At 72.4% G+C, this 18,016-nt stretch carries 17 protein-coding genes and 1 tRNA gene; 4 read left to right on the plus strand and 14 right to left on the minus strand.

Annotation, left to right across the window (positions count from 1 at the left end):
* Positions 1 to 48: 48 nt before the first annotated feature.
* On the minus strand, positions 49 to 2,568 hold the full coding sequence (locus M1L56_RS15090; protein WP_248599854.1) for a glycoside hydrolase family 65 protein: 2,520 nt from the start codon (positions 2,566 to 2,568) through the stop codon (positions 49 to 51).
* Positions 2,565 to 3,293 (minus strand): HAD-IA family hydrolase, encoded by a 729-nt coding sequence (locus M1L56_RS15095; RefSeq protein ID WP_248599906.1) that lies wholly within the window; start codon positions 3,291 to 3,293, stop codon positions 2,565 to 2,567. The genes M1L56_RS15090 and M1L56_RS15095 overlap by 4 nt, the downstream gene beginning before the upstream one ends.
* Positions 3,294 to 3,634: 341 nt before the next feature.
* On the opposite strand from M1L56_RS15095, the gene M1L56_RS15100 reads away from it, so the two are divergent.
* Positions 3,635 to 3,721 (plus strand) — tRNA-Leu (locus tag M1L56_RS15100).
* An 82-nt stretch (positions 3,722 to 3,803) separates the two neighbouring features.
* Positions 3,804 to 4,469: a phosphatase PAP2 family protein gene (locus tag M1L56_RS15105; RefSeq protein WP_248599855.1), complete on the plus strand. Its 666-nt coding sequence runs from the start codon at positions 3,804 to 3,806 to the stop codon at positions 4,467 to 4,469.
* Between the two features lie 62 nt (positions 4,470 to 4,531).
* Here the strand turns inward: M1L56_RS15105 and M1L56_RS15110 are convergent, their stop codons facing one another.
* Entirely contained in the window at positions 4,532 to 5,254 is a 723-nt protein-coding gene (locus M1L56_RS15110; RefSeq protein ID WP_248599856.1) for an SOS response-associated peptidase, read from the minus strand.
* Positions 5,255 to 5,497: 243 nt separating this feature from the next.
* On the opposite strand from M1L56_RS15110, the gene M1L56_RS15115 reads away from it, so the two are divergent.
* Positions 5,498 to 7,249, plus strand: coding sequence for an LVIVD repeat-containing protein (locus M1L56_RS15115; protein ID WP_248599857.1), 1,752 nt, complete (start codon positions 5,498 to 5,500; stop codon positions 7,247 to 7,249).
* Between the two features lie 105 nt (positions 7,250 to 7,354).
* Here M1L56_RS15115 and M1L56_RS15120 read toward each other — a convergent pair whose 3' ends face one another.
* The 10 genes from M1L56_RS15120 to M1L56_RS15165 all read right to left on the minus strand — a co-directional run bounded on the left by M1L56_RS15120 (position 7,355) and on the right by M1L56_RS15165 (position 16,341).
* Positions 7,355 to 8,014, minus strand: coding sequence for a DUF305 domain-containing protein (locus M1L56_RS15120; RefSeq protein WP_248599858.1), 660 nt, complete (start codon positions 8,012 to 8,014; stop codon positions 7,355 to 7,357).
* 131 nt (positions 8,015 to 8,145) lie between these two features.
* On the minus strand, positions 8,146 to 8,319 hold the full coding sequence (locus tag M1L56_RS15125; protein WP_248599859.1) for a hypothetical protein: 174 nt from the start codon (positions 8,317 to 8,319) through the stop codon (positions 8,146 to 8,148).
* Positions 8,320 to 8,422: 103 nt separating this feature from the next.
* Positions 8,423 to 9,433 (minus strand): SDR family oxidoreductase, encoded by a 1,011-nt coding sequence (locus M1L56_RS15130; protein ID WP_248599860.1) that lies wholly within the window; start codon positions 9,431 to 9,433, stop codon positions 8,423 to 8,425.
* 77 nt (positions 9,434 to 9,510) lie between these two features.
* A complete protein-coding gene (ligD, locus tag M1L56_RS15135) occupies positions 9,511 to 10,746 on the minus strand; it encodes a non-homologous end-joining DNA ligase (protein ID WP_067947599.1) in 1,236 nt (411 codons plus the stop codon).
* A gap of 9 nt (positions 10,747 to 10,755) precedes the next feature.
* A complete protein-coding gene (locus tag M1L56_RS15140) occupies positions 10,756 to 11,751 on the minus strand; it encodes a hypothetical protein (protein WP_248599861.1) in 996 nt (331 codons plus the stop codon).
* A gap of 63 nt (positions 11,752 to 11,814) precedes the next feature.
* Entirely contained in the window at positions 11,815 to 12,306 is a 492-nt protein-coding gene (locus tag M1L56_RS15145) for a hypothetical protein (protein WP_248599862.1), read from the minus strand.
* 76 nt (positions 12,307 to 12,382) lie between these two features.
* Positions 12,383 to 13,627 (minus strand): cytochrome P450, encoded by a 1,245-nt coding sequence (locus M1L56_RS15150; RefSeq protein WP_248599863.1) that lies wholly within the window; start codon positions 13,625 to 13,627, stop codon positions 12,383 to 12,385.
* 66 nt (positions 13,628 to 13,693) lie between these two features.
* Positions 13,694 to 14,038, minus strand: a complete 345-nt coding sequence (locus M1L56_RS15155) for a CDGSH iron-sulfur domain-containing protein (protein ID WP_248599864.1) — start codon at positions 14,036 to 14,038, stop codon at positions 13,694 to 13,696.
* The gene (locus M1L56_RS15160) at positions 14,035 to 15,135 is read right to left on the minus strand and encodes an iron-containing redox enzyme family protein (RefSeq protein ID WP_308198884.1); all 1,101 of its coding nucleotides are present in this window, start codon (positions 15,133 to 15,135) and stop codon (positions 14,035 to 14,037) included. The genes M1L56_RS15155 and M1L56_RS15160 overlap by 4 nt, the downstream gene beginning before the upstream one ends.
* 108 nt (positions 15,136 to 15,243) lie before the next feature.
* Positions 15,244 to 16,341 (minus strand): PLP-dependent transferase, encoded by a 1,098-nt coding sequence (locus M1L56_RS15165; protein WP_248599865.1) that lies wholly within the window; start codon positions 16,339 to 16,341, stop codon positions 15,244 to 15,246.
* A 202-nt stretch (positions 16,342 to 16,543) separates the two neighbouring features.
* Here M1L56_RS15165 and M1L56_RS15170 point away from each other — a divergent pair, with 202 nt between their 5' ends.
* Positions 16,544 to 17,461 (plus strand): DNA-3-methyladenine glycosylase 2 family protein, encoded by a 918-nt coding sequence (locus M1L56_RS15170; protein WP_248599866.1) that lies wholly within the window; start codon positions 16,544 to 16,546, stop codon positions 17,459 to 17,461.
* Between the two features lie 127 nt (positions 17,462 to 17,588).
* Here the strand turns inward: M1L56_RS15170 and M1L56_RS15175 are convergent, their stop codons facing one another.
* The gene (locus M1L56_RS15175; RefSeq protein ID WP_248599867.1) at positions 17,589 to 17,957 is read right to left on the minus strand and encodes a metalloregulator ArsR/SmtB family transcription factor; all 369 of its coding nucleotides are present in this window, start codon (positions 17,955 to 17,957) and stop codon (positions 17,589 to 17,591) included.
* Between the last annotated feature and the right edge of the window lie 59 nt (positions 17,958 to 18,016).

Below are 18,016 nucleotides of genomic sequence, written 5' to 3' on the forward strand. Positions count from 1 at the left end.
CGAACGCGCCGGGGACGGCCCGGAACCAGGCGGTTCCGGGATGCGGCGTCAGTCGAAGACGGCGGCCGCCTCCTCTTCGTCGACGTCGAGCGACAGCGTCGGGATCGACGCGGTCAGCAGGGTGCCGTCGGCGCGGCGGGTGCCGCGCACGTTCTGCATGGTCGGCGCACCCACGCGGCGCGCGCCGTGGCCGTCGAGCGCGACGACGAGCGGGGCACCGGGGGTGACGACGAGACGCTCGCCGCGCACCTCGAGCGGCACCGTGGCATCCGCTTCGCCGTCTTCGATCGTGAACCGGATCGCCTCGGCCGTCAGGTCGACGCGGATCCGCGTGCCGCGCAGCGTGAGCCGGAACGAGAGGCGGTCCCAGCCGTCGGGCAGGCGCGGGTCGAACGTGAACCGGCCGTTGTGGTCGCGGAAGCCGCCGAAGCCGGAGACGAGCCCCGCCCAGACGCCGCCCGTCGACGCGACGTGCACGCCGTCGGCCGCGTTGTGGTGCAGGTCGGCGAGGTCGACGAACAGCGCCGAGCGGAAGTACCGCAGCGCCAGCTCGTGGTAGCCCACCTCGGCCGCGATGATCGACTGCACGACCGCCGACAGGGTCGAGTCGCCCGTGGTCAGCGGGTCGTAGTACTCGAAGTCGGCGAGCTTCTCCTCGGTCGTGAAGCGGTCGCCCTGCAGGTAGAGGGCGAGCACGACGTCGGCCTGCTTCAGCACCTGGAAGCGGTAGATCACCAGCGGGTGGTAGTGCAGCAGCAGCGGCAGGTGGTTGTCGGGGGTGTGCTCGAGGTCCCACAGTTCCTTCTCGAGGAAGGCCGAGTCCTGCGGGTGCACGCCGAGCTGCGGGTCGAACGGGATGTGCATGTGCGCCGCCGCGCGCCGCCAGCTCGCCACCTCGGCCGGTGTCACGCCGAGCCGCTCGACGAGGCGCTTGTGGGCGTCGGGGTGGTTCACCTGCAGGTTGTCGACAGCGGATGCCGCGGCCGCGAGGTTCGCCCGCGCCATGACGTTCGTGTAGAGGTTGTCGTTCACGACCGTCGTGTACTCGTCGGGGCCCGTGACGCCGTGGATGTGGAAGACGTCGTCGGTGTTGGTGCGCCAGAAGCCGAGGTCCTCCCACATGCGGGCGGTCTCGACGAGGATGTCGATCGCGCCGCGCGCGAGGAAGTCCTCGTCGCCCGTGGCCGCCACGTACTGGCACAGGGCGTAGGCGATGTCGGCGTCGATGTGGTACTGCGCGGTGCCGGCGGCGTAGTACGCGCTCGACTCGAGCCCGTTGATCGTGCGCCACGGGAAGAGGGCCCCGCGCTGGTTCAGCTCGAGCGCGCGGGCGCGGGCGGCGTCCAGCATCCGCTGCCGGAACCGCAGCACGTTGCGGGCCACGATCGGCGCCGTGTAGCTGAGGAACGGCATCACGTAGATCTCGGAGTCCCAGAAGTAGTGGCCGCCGTAGCCCGAGCCGGAGACGCCCTTTGCCGCGACGCCGCCGCCGTCGGTGCGGGCGGTCGCCTGCGCGAGCTGGAACAGGTTCCAGCGCGTCGCCTGCTGCAGCTCCGGCTGGCCGGCGATCTCGACGTCGGACCGCGCCCAGTAGTCGTCGAGCCAGTCGTGCTGCTGCTCGAACAGCTCGGCCACGCCGACCTCGGCGCCGCGGTCGAGCGTGCGGTCGCAGCGGTCGACGAGCTCGCGCGCCGGCACCTTGCGGGCGGTGTGGTAGCTGATCAGCTTGGTGATGCGGATCGGCACGCCCTGACGTGCCCGCACCCGGTAGGTGTGCTTCGCGAGGTCGTCCCCGATCGAGCCGGTCTCCGTGAACTCGTTCTCGGTCGCGATCGAGTGCCGGGCGCCGACCGAGATGGTCATGCCCGAGTTCGTGCACTGGTAGCCGAGGATGTAGTGCCCGCCGTCGCGGCGCTGCACGCGGGGCTGGAGCACGCGCTCGGTGAAGGTCTCGGCCTTCCGGGGGTCGAACGCGCCGGGCGTCTCGGTCACGCCGGCCCGGTACTCGTCGCGGCCGTCCTGCCGGTTGAGGATCTGGCTGGAGATCGTCACCGCGGCGTCGGCGTCGAGCAACTCGACCTCGTAGTCGATGACGCCCAGGTGGCGGTCGGTGAAGCTCGTCATGCGGCGGCTGGTGATGAGCACGCGCTTGCCCGACGGCGTGCGCCACTCGATACGGCGGCTGAGGAAGCCAAGACGGAAGTCGAGGCGGCGCTCGTACGACATGATCTCCGCCTCGGTGATGACCAGCGGCTCGTCGTCGACGTACAGGCGGATCGTCTTGGCATCCGGCGCATTCACGATGGTCTGGCCGACCCGCGCGAAGCCGAACGCCTCCTCGGCGTGGCGGATGGGCCAGGTCTCGTGGAAGCCGTTGATGAAGGTGCCGTGCATGTGGCCGTCACGGCCCTCTTCGACATTGCCGCGCAGGCCGAGGTAGCCGTTGCCCACGGCGAACAGCGTCTCGGTGCGGCCCATGTCGTCGGCGCCGAACTCGGTCTCGACGAGCGCCCACTCGTCGACGGGGAAGATCGAGCGGTTCAGGGGGTCGGTGTCGGCGAACCTCATGCGCGGTCCTCTTCGGTGGTGGTGCGTGCGGGGGTCGTGGGGTCGCCGTCATTGCGAACGGCGGATGCCTCGCCGGCGCGCTCGAGCGCCGGGATCAGCTCGTCGAGCTCGTCGACGATCACGTCGGCGCCGAGTTCGATCAGCGCGTCGCGGCCCACGCCGCGGTCGACGCCGACGACGAGGGCGAACGGACCGGACGCGCCGGCCTTCACGCCGGACTCCGCATCCTCGATGACGGCGCACTCCTCGGGCGGCAGCCCGAGCAGCTCGGCCGCGCGCAGGAACATGTCGGGCGCGGGCTTGCCGGGGATGCCCTCGCGCGCGGCGACCGCGCCGTCGACGACGACCTCGAACCGGTCGGCGATGCCCGCCGCCTCGAGCACCGCGGGCGCGTTCTTCGAGCTGGAGACGACGGCGACCTCGCCGCCGGCGCGCTCGATCGCGTCGAGCAAGGCGACGCTCGCCGCATACGGCCGCACGCCCTCCTCGGCGAGGGTCTGGTTGAACGCGTCGTTCTTGCGGTTGCCGAGCCCGTGGACGGTGTCGAGCGTCGCGGCATCCGTCACCCCGCCCTCGGGCAGGGTGATGCCCCGGCTGGCCAGCAGCGAGCGGACCCCGTCGTAGCGCGGCTTGCCGTCGATGTAGGCGTAGTAGTCGGCGTCGCGGTAGGGCTCGGCGCCGTGCCCCTCGAGGAACGGCGCGAACAGCCGGGCCCACGCGTGCATGTGCACCACGGCCGTCGGCGTGAGCACCCCGTCGAGGTCGAAGAGCCAGCCGCGGATGCCGCCGAGCTCGACCTCGGACGGGTCGGCGGGCGCGCTGCCGCGCAGGCTCGCGCGATCGTCGCGGGGGTGGGTCACGGGCGATCCTTTCGATCGGGGGAACTGGTCGGGGCGCCGGTGCCGGTAGTCAAGGCTATGCCCGCGTCGAGGGGCGGCGCGAGGGGTTGCAGCGACTCCGAGCGGATGCCGCGGTCGAGCGGTTCGGGGGAGGAGGAGTGGGCGGGTGCCACGCGGAGGTATGTTAGTCTCGGTTGGCTGGTTCGCACCTGTGTGGGAGCTGGTATGCGCAAGTGGCGGAATAGGCAGACGCGCACGGTTCAGGTCCGTGTGCCCGTGAGGGCGTGGGGGTTCAACTCCCCCCTTGCGCACCACTGAAGGAACGGCCCGGGTCATCGACCCGGGCCGTTCTTCGTTTCCGCGGCGATCGACGCCCGGGTGACTAGGCTGCCGGGCATGCACGCGTTCCTGCGCTCGTTCGTCCTCCCGGCGCTCGGGGCGATCGCGGTGCTCGCCGCCGCGGGCCGGGTCATCCGGGTCGTGGGCGGCGACGACCCGCGCGAGGACCGGGCGGTCCGCGCGCTCCAGTCCGCGTTCGGGCACGGAGCCGACGCCGCTCCCGTCGAGCCGACCGAGCGTCGCGAGGTGCTCGACCGGGTCACCGGTCCGCTCTCGTGGTATTCGGGCGTCCCGCAGACGATCGCGAACGGGGCGTTCTGGTGCGGCTGGATCGCGGTGCTCACGCGCGACTGGCGCTCCGCCGCAGCCCCCGGCGCGGCGCTCGCGCTCGAGACCGCGTGCTTCGTCGGTTCCGCGGCCCTCGTGGGTCGACCGCGACCCGATGGCGTGTGGCGGCCCGAGCAGCCGCACGCGACCTCGTCGTTCCCCTCCGGGCACACGGCGGCGGCCGTCGCGCTCCACACCACGCTGGCCGACCTCGTCGACCGGTACGGCCTGCGCGGGTCTCGCGTCCTCGGGCCGCTGCTGCGGTACGTGATCCCGGGCGGCATCGCGTTCTCGCGCATCTATCGCGGGCAGCACCACGTCTCGGACACGGTCGCGGGGGTCCTGCTCGGGAGGTGGAGCTCCCGAGTGGTCCGGCGGGCACTGCTGTCGCCGTAGGCGGGTCGCCGTCTGGTCACCGGCCGAACGCCGACGGCAATCGCATTGCCGGAGCGGGCTGCTCAGAGGAGCGTCGGCTCGTCGCCCAAGGGCTCGATGAGGCCCGGGTCGTGGGGGTCGATGCGGCGGTGGTTGTTCACGCGCGGGTCGACCTCGTACTCGGTGATCGTCGGCACGACCCGGTCGGACTGCGCGAGGAGGAACTCGACCATGGCCTGCGCGTCGCCGGGGGAGAGCTTGACGGGGTCGAGGTAATGGTCGACCGCGTCGAGGGGGAGGTAGACCGGCATCCGGTCGTGGATCTCGCCGGACGCATCGCGCGCCTCGCGCGTGATGATCGAGGTCGAGACCTCCCAGGTGTCGTCGTCGAGCTTGCGCGCGGTGGAGATCGCGGCGGCGGCGAGCAGGTCGTCGGGCCCGTGAAGGTAGTGGGCGCGCTTCTTGCCCGGCTCGCCCGTCCATTCGTAGTAGCCGCGCATCGGCACGATGCAGCGGCCGGACGCGAACGCCCCTTTCCACAGCCCGTTCGTCGCGACCGTCTCGATGCGACTGTTGAACTGCGGCCGCTTCGACTCCTTCATGAACGCGGGATGGAAGTCCCAGCGAGCCGGCTCGAGCCGCCGGACGAACTCGCCCGTGTCGGACTTCGCCCGCTCGCGCACGATCGGGATGGTGTCGGTGGGCGCGAGGCTGTAGGAGGGCCGCCAGTCGGCGAAGTCGTTCTCGGCGTCGAAGACCGCGGTCAGGTCGTCGACCTCCTGCGAGACCACGAAACGTCCGCACATGAGCACCCCTCCGATCCGGATGACGCGAGCCTACGCCCCGCGACCGACAGATCGGTCGGTAATGTGAGGAAAGCTCGGAAAGCGGTTGCTGACATTCGGCCGATTCATAGCTATGTTGGGGCCAGAGATGGCCCCAGTAGGGCTCGAGCCGCACGACGAGGTGCGGCTCGACTGCGTCCCGAAGGGCTCGATCGCTACCGCGAAAGAGAGGGCACCACTTCCATGAGAAACACGACTCAACCCGTGCGACGGCGCAGGCGCGCCATCGCCGCGGCCGGAGCCTTCGTGCTCGGCGCGTCGCTGATGACCGCCACGGCCGCCGCCGCCGAGGACGACCCCCGCGTCGGCATGCCCGGCGGCTACCTCGACGCCCCCGTCGCCACGAGCGGCGTCGAGCTGCTCGAGAGCATCCCGCGCCAGGGCGCGTTCGACGCCGCCCCGGGCAACTTCAGCTATGTGAACTCCGACCTGGCCTTCACGGGCGACCACGCCATCGTGGGCAACTACAACGGCTTCCAGGTCTACGACGTCTCCGACCCGGCCGCTCCGACGCTGAAGTCGCAGTTCGTCTGCCCCGGCGGCCAGGGTGACGTCTCGGTCTACGGCGACCTGCTGTTCATGTCGGTCGAGGAGGCGCGCGGTCGCATCGACTGCGGCACGACGGCGATGCCCTCGGTGAGCGCGGAGCGCTTCCGCGGCATCCGGATCTTCGACATCAGCGACATCGACAACCCCGTGCAGCTGCCCGGCGTGCAGACCTGCCGTGGCTCGCACACCCACACGGTCGTCACCGACCCGGATGACCCGAACAACGTGTACCTCTACAACTCGGGCACGTCGAGCATCCGCTCGGCCCTCGAGCTGGCGGGCTGCAGCACCGGCAATGCGACGAGCGAGAACCCCACGCAGTGGCGCATCGACGTCATCAAGGTGCCGCTCGCGGCCCCTGAGACGGCCTCGATCGTGAGCCAGCCGCGCATCTTCCAGAACTACGAGACCGGCGCGGTCAACGGCCTGCAGAACGGCCCGACCCAGCCGCGTCACCCGTCGGGCGGCACCTACTCGCCGAGCCCGAACACCAACACCTGCCACGACATCACGGCCTTCCCGGAGATCGGGCTCGCCGCCGGCGCGTGCCAGGGCAACGGCATCCTCCTCGACATCTCCGACCCGGTGAACCCGGTGCGCACCGATGCCGTGGCGGACGTCAACTTCGCGTACTGGCACTCGGCGACCTTCAACAACGACGGCACGAAGGTGGTCTTCACCGACGAGTGGGGCGGCGGCACCGGAGCACGATGCCTGCCCGACCAGCCGGCGTGGGGCGCCAACGCGCTCTTCGACATCGTCGACGGCAAGCTGCAGTTCGCCAGCTACTACAAGCTGCCCGCACCGCAGACCGCCCAGGAGAACTGCGTCGCCCACAACGGCACGCTGATCCCGGTCCCGGGCCGCGACATCATGGTGCAGGCCTGGTACCAGGGCGGCATGTCGATCTTCGACTTCACCGACACGAAGAACCCGAAGGAGATCGCCTTCCTCGACCGCGGTCCGCTCAACCCCAGCGCACTGACCCTCAGCGGCTACTGGTCGACCTACTGGTACAACGGCAACATCCTCGGCAGCGAGATCGCTCGAGGGTTCGACTCGATGGCCCTCACCCCGACCGCACAGCTGTCGGCCAACGAGATCGCCGCCGCCGGTGAGATCGAGTGGGATGAGCTCAACGCGCAGCTCCAGGTCCAGTACGCGCACGAGCCGAGCTTCACCGTGGTCCGGGCGTACCTCGACCAGGCCGTGCGTGCCGGCACGTTGGGCGGCAAGGCGCTGACCGAGGTCAACAAGCACCTCGAGCAGGCCGAGAAGCTGGTGTCGACGGGCGCGAGCGGCCGATCCGTGATCGCCCAGCTCGACAACGCGGCACGCAAGTCGGGCGCGGCGGTCGACTCGAACCTCGTCACCGGGCTGAACGCCCTGGCGGGAACCTTCCGCTGATCGCCTCGGGCGGGGAGCTCGGTCGGGTTCCCCGCCCCGGAACCACGAAGCCCCGGCGGTGACCTACCGCCGGGGCTTCATCGATCCCGCGTCGACGCGTCGAGATCAGGAGGTGCGGTCGGCGAGCATCTGCTGCATCCGCGTGATCTCGATCCCCTGGTCGCTCTCGACGTGACGGGCGAACTCGCCGATCGATGCCTCCTGTCCGCCGCCGGCGGCCCACAGGTCGGCGGTCATCTCCATCGCCCCCTGGTGGTGCTGGATCATGTACTGGAGGAACAGCCGGTCGAACTCGGCGCCCTTCGCCGCCTCGAGCTCGGCGAGCTGCTCGTCGGTGAGCATGCCGGGCATGTCGTGGCCGCCGCCGTGGCCGCCGTGCTCGTCGCGAAGCGGCGTGCCGCGCTCCTGCAGCCAGGCCGCCATCTGGTCCATCTCGCCGTCCTGGCTGATCTGCATCCGCTCCGCGAGCAGGCGGATGTCGCGGTCGCGGGTGCGATCCTCGACGTAGCCGGTCATGGCCAGCGCCTGCTCGTGATGCAGGATCATCATCTGCATGTACTCGATGTCGGCCTCGGTGTGGCCGGCCTGCTCGAGCGAGGCCGCCTCCTCGGGCGACATGGTGCGGTTCGGCTCTCCCGGTGCGCCGAGCTGCACGATCGGACCGGTCGGCTCCGGCACCTCGGGCGCACCGGGCGTGCAGGCGGTCAGGCCCAAGCCGAGCGCGACCGTCGTGCCGAACACCAGGGATCGCCGGAGCACCGTCATCCTGAATACCTCATCTTCGTCGAAGAGCATCGGACGACCGGCGATGGGTGCCACCGCCGGTCGGATGCGTTCCATTCAACTCGAAACCGGCGGCATGCGCGAATGGCGCCGAGCGGACGTTCAGGCGGCGGTCAGCGACCGCCGAACTCCTCCTGGTCGTCCTCCGGGTCGGCCACGTCCTCCATGACGACCTCGGTGTCCTCCTCGCCGACGCCCTCGCTCTCGAGCTCGAGCTCGTACTCGACCTCCGCCTCGCGGCCCTTGTCGAAACCCCGGCCCAGCGGGTTGTCGAAGTTGATGGTCATGGGGTTCCCCTTCCCTCATCGCGGGCACCGCTCGGTCGTCGGGCGGGTCGCGTGCAGTCAGGCTAGTCCGGCGGGCCCTGCCGGTGGAACGGGTTGACGCGGATCAGCGGCGCCGCAGCGCGAGGATGCGCTCGAACGCGGCATCCGCCACCGGGTCGACCTGCTGCAGCTCGGGGTGCGCGTCGTGGAACTCGATGATGCGCCGCGCGCCCTCGTCGAACGTCACGGTCGTGCGGAACTCCGGCACGAGCGCCTTCACCTTCGCGTTGTCGAACACCATCGAGTGCGCCTTGTCGCCGAGCAGTCCCGGCCCCCACTCCGGGTGCACGGCGGCGATGGTCTCGGATGCCACGTGCACGAACCCGGGATCGGCGACGCCCGCCGCGTCCGCCAACCAGCCGTAGATCTGGTTCCAGGTGGGCGCGTGGTCGCCCGTGATGTGGAACGTGTCGCCGACGGCCATCGGGTTGCCGAGGAGGCCGACGAAGGCGACGGCGAAGTCCGAGTGGTGGGTGATGGTCCACAGGCTCGTGCCGTCGCCGTGCACGATGACGGGCCGGCCGGCGCGCATCCGGGCGATGTCGGTCCAGTGCCCCAGCGTCGGCAGCAGCGTCGCGTCGTAGGTGTGGGACGGGCGCACGATCGTCGCCGGGAATCCGCGCTCGCGCATGGCCGCGACGAGCAGGTCCTCGCAGGCGATCTTGTCGCGCGAGTAGTCCCAGACGGGGTTCACGAGCGGCGTCGACTCGGTGACCGGGAGCCGGCTCGGCGGCGTCTGGTACGCCGAGGCCGAGCTGATGAAGACGTACTGGCCGATGCGTCCCTCGAACAGCTCGAGGTCGACCCGCACGTGGTCGGGTGTGAACGCGGTGAACTCGCACACGACGTCGAACTCGAGCGGGTCGCCGCCCTGCCGGCCGAGGGCCTCGCGCACCGAGTCGGGGTCGCGGATGTCGCCGACGACCTGCCGCACCTCCGGTGGCAGCGGCCGGAGGCTCGACGATCCGCCGCGGTTCAGCACCGTCACGTCGTGTCCGACGGCCACCGCGCGGGCGACGCACGCCGAGCTGATGATGCCGCTGCCGCCGATGAAGAGGATCCGCTTCGAGCTCATCGGACCATGCTGTCATCTTCGGGGGGTGGTGGGGGTCTCGGTACGGGCGCTTCGCGCGCTACTCGACCACCGGGTGGTCAGCCGGTGCGGCCCGCCCAGGGGTCGTAGTCGACGAGGAGCGGTTCCTGCTCGGGCCGCTCGCCCTCGGGCACGTGCTGCAGGTTGATGCGCACGCGGTACCAGAGCGAGCTCGATCCGCGCATGCCGTCGAGCATGACGTCGGCGGGCGACAGGTGCGCCACCACGTCGGCGTGCGCCGACTTCCAGCGTTCGAGCGCGTCGAGGGCCTCGGGCTTGGTCTCGGTGCGGGCGACCTCGATGAGCGGCATCCGCGACTCGCGGCGACCGGTGCCGCCCGACGCGTTCGACCCGCGCGGCGCCTTCTCGGCCGGGCCGAGCTCCTCTGCCAGGCGGAGCAGCCCCTCGAGCCCGCCGGCGGCATCGTCGATGCCTGCGTGCGGGTCGCCCAGCTCAGCGAAGCGCTCGAGCACGGTGGCCACGGTGAACTCCTCCGGTCGACGCGTGCGCACCTCGGCCCAGTCGAGCGGCGTCGAGACCCGAGCGTCGGGCAGCGGGCGCACCGAGTAGGCGGATGCCACGGTGCGGTCCTTCGCGTTCTGGTTGAAGTCGACGAAGACGCTCTCGCCGCGCTCCTCCTTCCACCAGCGCGCGGTGGCGAGCCCCGGTGCACGGCGCTCGACCTCGCGCGCCAGGGTCTCGGCGGCGAGGCGCACCTCGCGGTAGTCCCACTCGGGGCGGATGCGGACGAGCAGGTGCATGCCCCGCGAGCCCGAGGTCTTCGGCCAGCCCACGAGCCCGTGGTCGTCGAGCACGTCGCGCGCGATCATCGCGACGTCGACGATCTGCGACCAGTCGACGCCCGGCATCGGATCGAGGTCCACGCGCAGCTCGTCCGGGTGGTCGAGGTCCTCCGCCCGCACGGGATGCGGGTTGAGGTCGAGGCAGCCGAGGTTCACGACCCAGGCCAGGCCCGCGGCATCCCGAACCACCGCCTCTTCGGCCGACGTGCCCGACGCGTACCGGAGCGTCGCGGTGTCGATGAAGTCCGGATGGTTCTCCGGGACGCGCTTCTGGAAGAACGGCTCCTGCCCGATGCCCTTCACGAAGCGCTTGAGCACCATGGGCCTGCCGCCCGCGCCCCGCAGCGCGCCGTCGGCGACGGCGACGTAGTAGTTCACGAGGTCGAGCTTGGTGAGGCCGGCGTCGGGGAAGACGACCTTGCCGGGATGGCTCACGCGGACGTCGTGGCCCCCGACGTCGAGGACCACCGCGTCATCCTTCGCGGCCGCCACGACACCACACTATGGGGTGACGGATGCCGGCGCGACGGGCACGCCGTGCCCGTCGCCGGAGCCGGACGGGCCGTCCTCCTCGCCGCCCCAGTCCTGCTCGGCGGCGTCCGCCTCGTCGTCGACGGCCGGCGCGGCCGGGAGCAGCTGCATGAGGATCGCCCCGGCCAGGCAGGCCGCGCCGACCAGCGCGAGCAGCGACGCGACGGGTGAGGCGTCGCCGATCGGCCCGCCGAAGGTCGACGCGAGCTGTTCGCCGAGCCCGATGCCCGCGCCCCACAGGAAGAAGCTCGTCGCGTGGATGAGCAGCAGTCCGCAGGTGACCACGAGGTGGGTGTTCACGAGCCCGCGCGCCGCACCGACGAGGGCGGCGACGGCTGCGGCGATCGTGACGAACGCGGCGCCGAACGCCCACACGGCCGGCGTGGCGTCCACCCCGCCGGGGCCGGACCCGAGCACGAGGTAGATCTGACCCATGTCGAGCGCCGGCACCCGCGCGAGCGGATTCCACAGCAGCAGGTGCAGGGCGCCCAGCGCGATCACGAGGAGGTTCGCCGTCGCGAGCACGGCGACCGCGACCGGCACGCGCCCCGGCGGTGACGGATCACGGCGGTGCTCCGCGACCCCGAAGACGATGAGCGCGTACCCGATGACGGCCGCGGCGAGGGCGAGGAGGATGAGGAACGGCGAGCGCGCCGCGCCCGACAGCTGCACCACGATGGGCGTCGCCACGGCGGCCGCCACCGCGAGGGCGCGTCGCCAGGCGGCCGGTTCGCCCGCGGTCAGCAGGAGGGCCGTGCCCACCGGCAGCGCGACCCACACGCCGGCGAACTCCATCGCCTGCGAGGCCGCCGCGACGATGGCGCGCCACTGCTCGGAGGGGAACGTGAGCAGCGCGAGGTCGACCGACACGCTCGTCGCCGCCAGGATCACCGCCGCCGCGAGGAACGAGATGCCCGCGCGCGCGTGCCGACCCGCGAAGGGGGAGCGTCGCGGCATCCGGGCCATGGCGACCTCATCTCGTGCTCGGCAGCGCGTGCCGTTGCCACCAGATTGGCACGGATGCCGGTGTCAGGGAACCGGGTTGCGTTCCGTCGGCACCGGATCCTGCCGCTCGCCCCGCTCGGAACGGGGAACGGCGGCGTGCGCCCACGGGTGCAGCAGGTCGAGGAGGACGAGCACCGCGGCGAGCTCGACCACGCCCATCACGAAGTACAGCGCCTGCAGCGGGCTGAACGGGATGTAGACCATCTGGACGAACATCCACACGAGGATGCCGAAGCCGGCCACCGCGGCCGCGAGCATCGCCCAGCGCATGCGGCGCGCGACCATCACGAGCGCGACGGCCTGCGTGCCGCCCACCACGAGGCCGAGCGCGAGGCCCGGCAGGAGCGTCGACGCGAACGGCGAGCCCGCGAGGTACGAGTCCGGGATCGCGATCGGCGATCCGCCGAGGTCGACGACCGCGCCGATCACGAGCATCACGCCGCCCAGCACCGACGTCACCGCCGTGAAGCCCAGCGCGGTCAGCAGGACGATCCGCGCGACGCGCTGCAGCGACATCCGTCACCACCCCCTCGTTCGGACCTCTCCAGCATGGCGCCGCCGGGCCGTCGGCCGGGGGACCAAAGCCCCGGCGTCAGTCGCGCATCTGCACGCGCAGCCGGTCCATCGGCAGTGCGGGGATGTGCCGGAGGCTGATCCGCAGGTCCTGGTCGGGCACCGAGAACGGGCGCGTCGCGGCGAGCTGCGCGAACCGGGCGGTGAGCGCGATCGTCGCGGCCTCGCCCGGGCATCGGTGCCCGGTGGCGGCGTCCCCGCCGCCCTGCGGGACGAGGGTGTTCGGATCGCCGTCCCAGCCCTCGAACCGCTCGGGCAGGAACCGTCCCGGTTCCTCCCAGATGCGCTCGTCGTGGTTCGTCGCGTAGAGGTCGAGGATGACGCGATCGCCGGGCTCGAAGTCGCGGCCGCGCCAGTCGAACGGGCGCTGCACCGTGCCGGAGATGACGGGAAAGAACGGGTAGAAGCGCCGCACCTCGTTGGCGACGCGGGTCGCCGCGTCGGCGTCGCGCTCGACCTTCGCATGCCACTGCGGGTGGGTGTGCATGGCGTGCACGGTGAAGACGAGGTACCGGCTGACCGCGACGATCGGACGCAGCAGGTTCAGCACCTCGACGGCGGCGACCTCCTCGGGCAGCGGTGCGCCGTGGTCGTCGGAGCCGTCGGCGATCGTGCGGATCGCCGAGTCGGGATCGGCCTGCACGCGGGCCGCCCGCACGTCGGCGACGAGCTCGGCGGCCCACTCCTCGGCACCGCGGCGCCGCACCCTGGCGACCCAGTTCACCGGGCCGATCGAGCTCGCCCGGTCGACCATCGCGGCGAGCCGGCCGGCGAGGTCGCGGTCATCGACGCGGTCGGCCGGGATGCCCGCCCACGACAGCGCCGCGCGCGTCAGCACGAGGTTGCCGAGGTCGTACAGGGGCACCTCGTGGCCGGCGTGCTCGGCGCGCACGCGGGTCCACTCGCGTTCGAACGCCGCGACGAGCCGGGCGACGCTCGCGTCGTCGAGCATGCGCATGAACATGCTCTTGCGGTGCCGGTGGGGCGGGCCCTCGAGGGTCTGCACGCTGCCTTCGTCCTGCAGCAGGTGCTGCACTGACGACGGCATGGCGCGTTCGCGCGAGAACCGGTCGCCCTCGTAGAAGACGGATGCCGCCTCGCGCCCGTGCATCACGGTCGCGCGCATCCCGGCCAGCCGAGCCTCGAACGCGTCGCTGCCGAGCTTCCGGAACCGGCGGGTGCCGTAGAGGTAGCCGTTCTTGAGGAACGCCAGCGTGTCGTCGGGGGCGGGTGAGCGGGGGATCACGGTAGGGGTGTCGCTCATCGTTCCACGGTAGGCCGGATCGGCCGGGAGCGGGGACGGGGTTGACGATCGTCCGCCCTGCACCGCTCAGTCGGGACGATCGGATCCCGCCCCGACGGGAGCCTCGGTCCCATCCGTCCGCTCGACGAGCGCCGCGGCCTCCGCCGCGGTGAGCGGCTCGGCGAGGGTCACCGCGGGCGTGCGCGCCGGCGGCTCGGTGCGGAACCCGATCGACTTGTGCGAGCCGTCGCAGAACGGGCGCGTCGCCGACGCGCCGCAGCGGCACAGCGCCATGGTGCGGCGCTGGCCGTCGAGCGGTCGGCCCTGTTCGTCGACGAGGTCGATGTCGCCGCGCACGATCAGCGGCCCGTTGGCGCAGGCGGTGACGGTGACCGGTCGGGCGGATGCCGCGTCGCCGGACGTGCGGCTCATGGGAGCGGCATCCGCAGCGCCGACTCGCCGCGCTCGAACGCCTCGCGGAGCCCGCCCCACAGGCGGCCGTCGATCGTGAGGCACGCCGACGCCCCGAACAGGATGTCGTCGACGAGCGCGGGCTCGGTCTCCGCGAGCCCGCCGGCGAGGTCGTTCGCCGCGAGCTGCTCGTGCACCGCGTCGGCCTCGACGTGCTCGTCGAAGTACTCGACGACCTGCGGGTCGAAGCCGAGCCGGCGCAGGCCGCGCGCGTAGGCGCGGCACGGCAGCGACGAGGTCATCTCGTAGGCGGCGAGGTGGCCGACGATGGCGCCGCGCCACCGCCGGTGCAGGCCGAAGAACGACATGAGGTTCATCGACGCGTAGACGCGCGCCGGGACGTGGTCGGCGTAGGCGCCGTACCGGTCGTCGAGCCCCGCCGCGCGGAGCGCCGCCCCGTAGAGCGCCGCATGCTGGCGTTCGGGGCGGCCGTCGCCGTACTCGTCGGCCTGGATCTCGACGAGCGCCACCTTGGCACGGCCGTGCAGGCGCGGGATCGCCCACGTGTGCGGGTCGGCCTCCTTGAGCGTGTAGATCGACCGGCAGGCGAGCACCTCGCGCACCTGCTCCTCGGTCGCGTCGCGCTCGACCCACGCCGAGAGCCCCGGGGTGTCGTCGAGCGACGTCAGCTCGAAGAGGGCCTCGGGCACACCGCGCGTGGCGGTCGGCTGCGGCACCGTCCGTCGGAGCGCGAGCTCGAACGCGCGCTCGAGGTCGAGCCGCACCTGCAGCAGCCGCGGCTCCCACTCCCAGCTCTCGGGCACGCCCTCGATGCCGCCGTAGTGCAGCTCGTAGAGGAGGAACAGCGCGAGCTGGATGTCGTCGTCGTCGAGCACGTCGCGCGTGCGGGCGAGCGCACCGGTCGCGCTCGCGTCGACGAGGTCGAGCCCCGCCAGGCGCTGGTGCGTCATGGTGCGCAGCAGCGCCGCGCTGAGCGGTCCGCGCGGCGACGGCGGCGACATGGGCCGCATGGGGTCGGATGTCCCGTGGCCGGTCGGCTCGCCGTCGGGTCCGTCGTGCCCCGGATCGATCGGGGTCGGGGCGTCGGTCAACGTCACGTACCGCCTCCTCGCTTGTCGTGCTCGTCACGCTACGACGGTGCGACGCGGGCAGGCAGGGGGTTGACCGCCTCCGCGGGCCGGACTACGGCGCGACGGGCGCTCGGGTCAGTCGGTCGCGACCGGCGGCGCGGCCGCGTCGAGCGCGCGCTCGAGGTCGCGGACCAGGTCGTCGGGGTGCTCGAGTCCGACCGACAGGCGCACGAGTCCCTCGGGGATCGTCTCGGCCTCCGCGGGCCAGCGCCGACGCCGCTCGAGCGTCGACTCGACGCCGCCGAGGCTCGTGGCGTGCAGCCACACGCGCGTCGACTCGGCGACCCGCTCCGCGGCATCCGCCCCGCCCCGGACCACGATCGACACGATCGTGCCGAAGCCCGGGTACCGCACCTCCTCGAGCGCCGGATGCCCGTCGAGGCGCTCGGCGATCGCCCGCGCCGTCGACTGCATGCGCTCGAGCCGCACGGGCAGGGTGCGCAGGCCGCGCAGCGCGAGGAACGCCTCGAAGGCGCCCGGGATCGCGCCGTTGAGCCGACGCCGCTGCTCGATGCGGGCGAGCAGCTCCTCGTCGCGGCCGATCACGGCGCCCATGAGCACGTCGCTGTGGCCGGCGATCGACTTCGTCGCCGAGTGCACCGAGAGGTGCGCGCCCGCGTCGAGCGGATGCTGCAGCAGCGGACCCGCGAAGGTGTTGTCGACCGCGAACAGGGCCCCGGCATCGCGCGCGGCTCGGCCGATCGCGTCGAGGTCGGCGATCTCGAGGGCGGGGTTGGTGGGCGACTCGATCCAGACCAGGTCGGCGCCGGCCGCGGCATCCGCCACCTGCGGCGCGTCGCGCACGTCGATGTAGCGCACCTCGACCTCGCGGGCGGCGGCGAGGTCGTCGAGCTGGCCGATCGTGCCCGTGTAGGAGTGGCGGGGGGCGACGACGACGCCGCGCGTCGGCACGAGGTCGAACACGGCCGCGATCGCGGCGATGCCCGAGGCGAACGACACGCAGCGGCCGCCCTCGAGGGCGCCGAGGGCCTCCTCGAACGCGGTCCAGGAGGGATTGCCGTAGCGACCGTAGGCGACCGGCCCGCCCGCCGAGTAGGTCGAGGTGAGGTGCACCGGCGTGTTGAGCGGCCCGTCGGGCACGCGCTCGGGCCGGCCGGCGTGGACGGCGAGCGTCTCGGGGTGCAGGTCGTGCAGGTCGTCGTGGTGGGTCACTGGGGCTCCTCGGGTCCGTGCGTCATCCGATCCTCCCGCACTCGACGCGGTGGCCGGGGTGGGTTGCGGCGCGCGTTCCTTGACGCGAGCGCGCGGTCTCGCGACGGGCGCGCGGCCAACGCGCCGCGCGCTCGTCGCGGATCCGCGCGCTCGGGTGCCTCTGTCGAGGCTCCGCGTCAGGGGGAGGGCGCACACTGGAGGGGTGACCCCCGACCTCGCCCTCGACTGGCGGGCGCCGCACGAGACCTCGGTCGTGCAGACGCTCGGCCCGCTGCGGCGCGGCCCGGGCGATCCGGCGTTCGCGCTGGGGCCCGACGGGTCGGTGTGGCGCACCACGTCGACGGATGCCGGAGCGGCGACCCTGCGCGTCCGGCAGCTCGGTCCCGACCTGGTGCGGTGCGAGGCGTGGGGTCCGGGGGCCGAGGCGGCCATCGCGCTCGCGCCGTCGATGCTGGGGGAGCGCGACGACACGTCGGGGTTCGCCCCCGACCTGCCGGTGCTCGCCGACGCGCACCGCCGCAATCCGGGCCTGCGCGTGCCGCGCACCGCGCGCGTGATGGAGGCGCTCGTGCCCGCGATCCTCGAGCAGAAGGTGATCTCGCTGCAGGCGCACGCCTCGTGGCGCCGACTGCTCCAGCGCTTCGGGGCGGTCGCACCGGGGCCGACGCCCCGTCCCATGCGGGTCGTGCCGTCGGCGAGCGGATGGCGCGCCATCCCGTCGTGGGAATGGCACCGTGCGGGCGTCGACCCGCGCCGTGCGGCGACCGTGCAGCGCGTCGCGGCGTACGCCGACCGCCTCGAGGAGGCGGCGGACCTGCCGCCGGCGGAGGCGATCGCGCGCCTCACGCACCTCCCGGGCGTCGGGATCTGGACCGCTGCTGAGGTCGCCCAGCGCGCGCTCGGCGACGCCGACGCGGTCTCGGTCGGCGACTACCACATCGCGAACTACGTGGGCCATGCGCTGTACGGGCGCGACATGGCCGACGACGAGATGCTCGAGGCGCTCGCGCCGTGGGCGGGGCATCGGTACCGCGTCATCCGCCTGCTCATGGCCGCGGGCGTGCCGGGCCGGCCGAGGCGCGGGCCGCGCATGGCGTTCGTCGACCACCGGGCGTACTGAGGCGAGCGGATGCCGCGGCTCGAGCCGCGCCCTCTCCCGCCGCCGAGGGGACGCAACACGCCGTGCCGCAACGGCGGCCGCCGGCGTGTTGCGTCCCCTCGAGGGTGAGTGACGGGCGACCCTCGGCTCAGCGCGAGCCGGTGACGTCGAGCAGCTGCGAGAGCTCGCCGAGCGCGCCGGGGACGAGGCGGTAGTACGCCCAGGTGCCGCGCTTGCTCCGGGTCAGGAACCCGGCCTCCATCAGGATCTTCAGGTGGTGCGACACCGTCGGCTGGCTGAGGCCGACGGGCTCGATGAGGTCGCACACGCACGCCTCCTCGCCGTCGGAGGCGGCGACGATCGACACGAGGCGCAGGCGGGTCGGGTCGGCGAGGGCCCTGAGCTTGCGGGCCAGGAGGTCGGCCTGGTCGGGCGCGATCGCCTCGCGCGTCAACGGCGCGCAGCAGACGGCGGCGGTCGGCTCGGCCATCGGGAGCAGCTGCGGGGTCGTGGTCATACCGGCATCCTAGCTCGAATATTGACAAACTTCGATGGACTGGCCACACTCTGTATCGA

The sequence above is a fragment of the Agromyces sp. C10 genome, assembly GCF_023217995.1.
GTDB lineage: Bacteria > Actinomycetota > Actinomycetes > Actinomycetales > Microbacteriaceae > Agromyces > Agromyces indicus.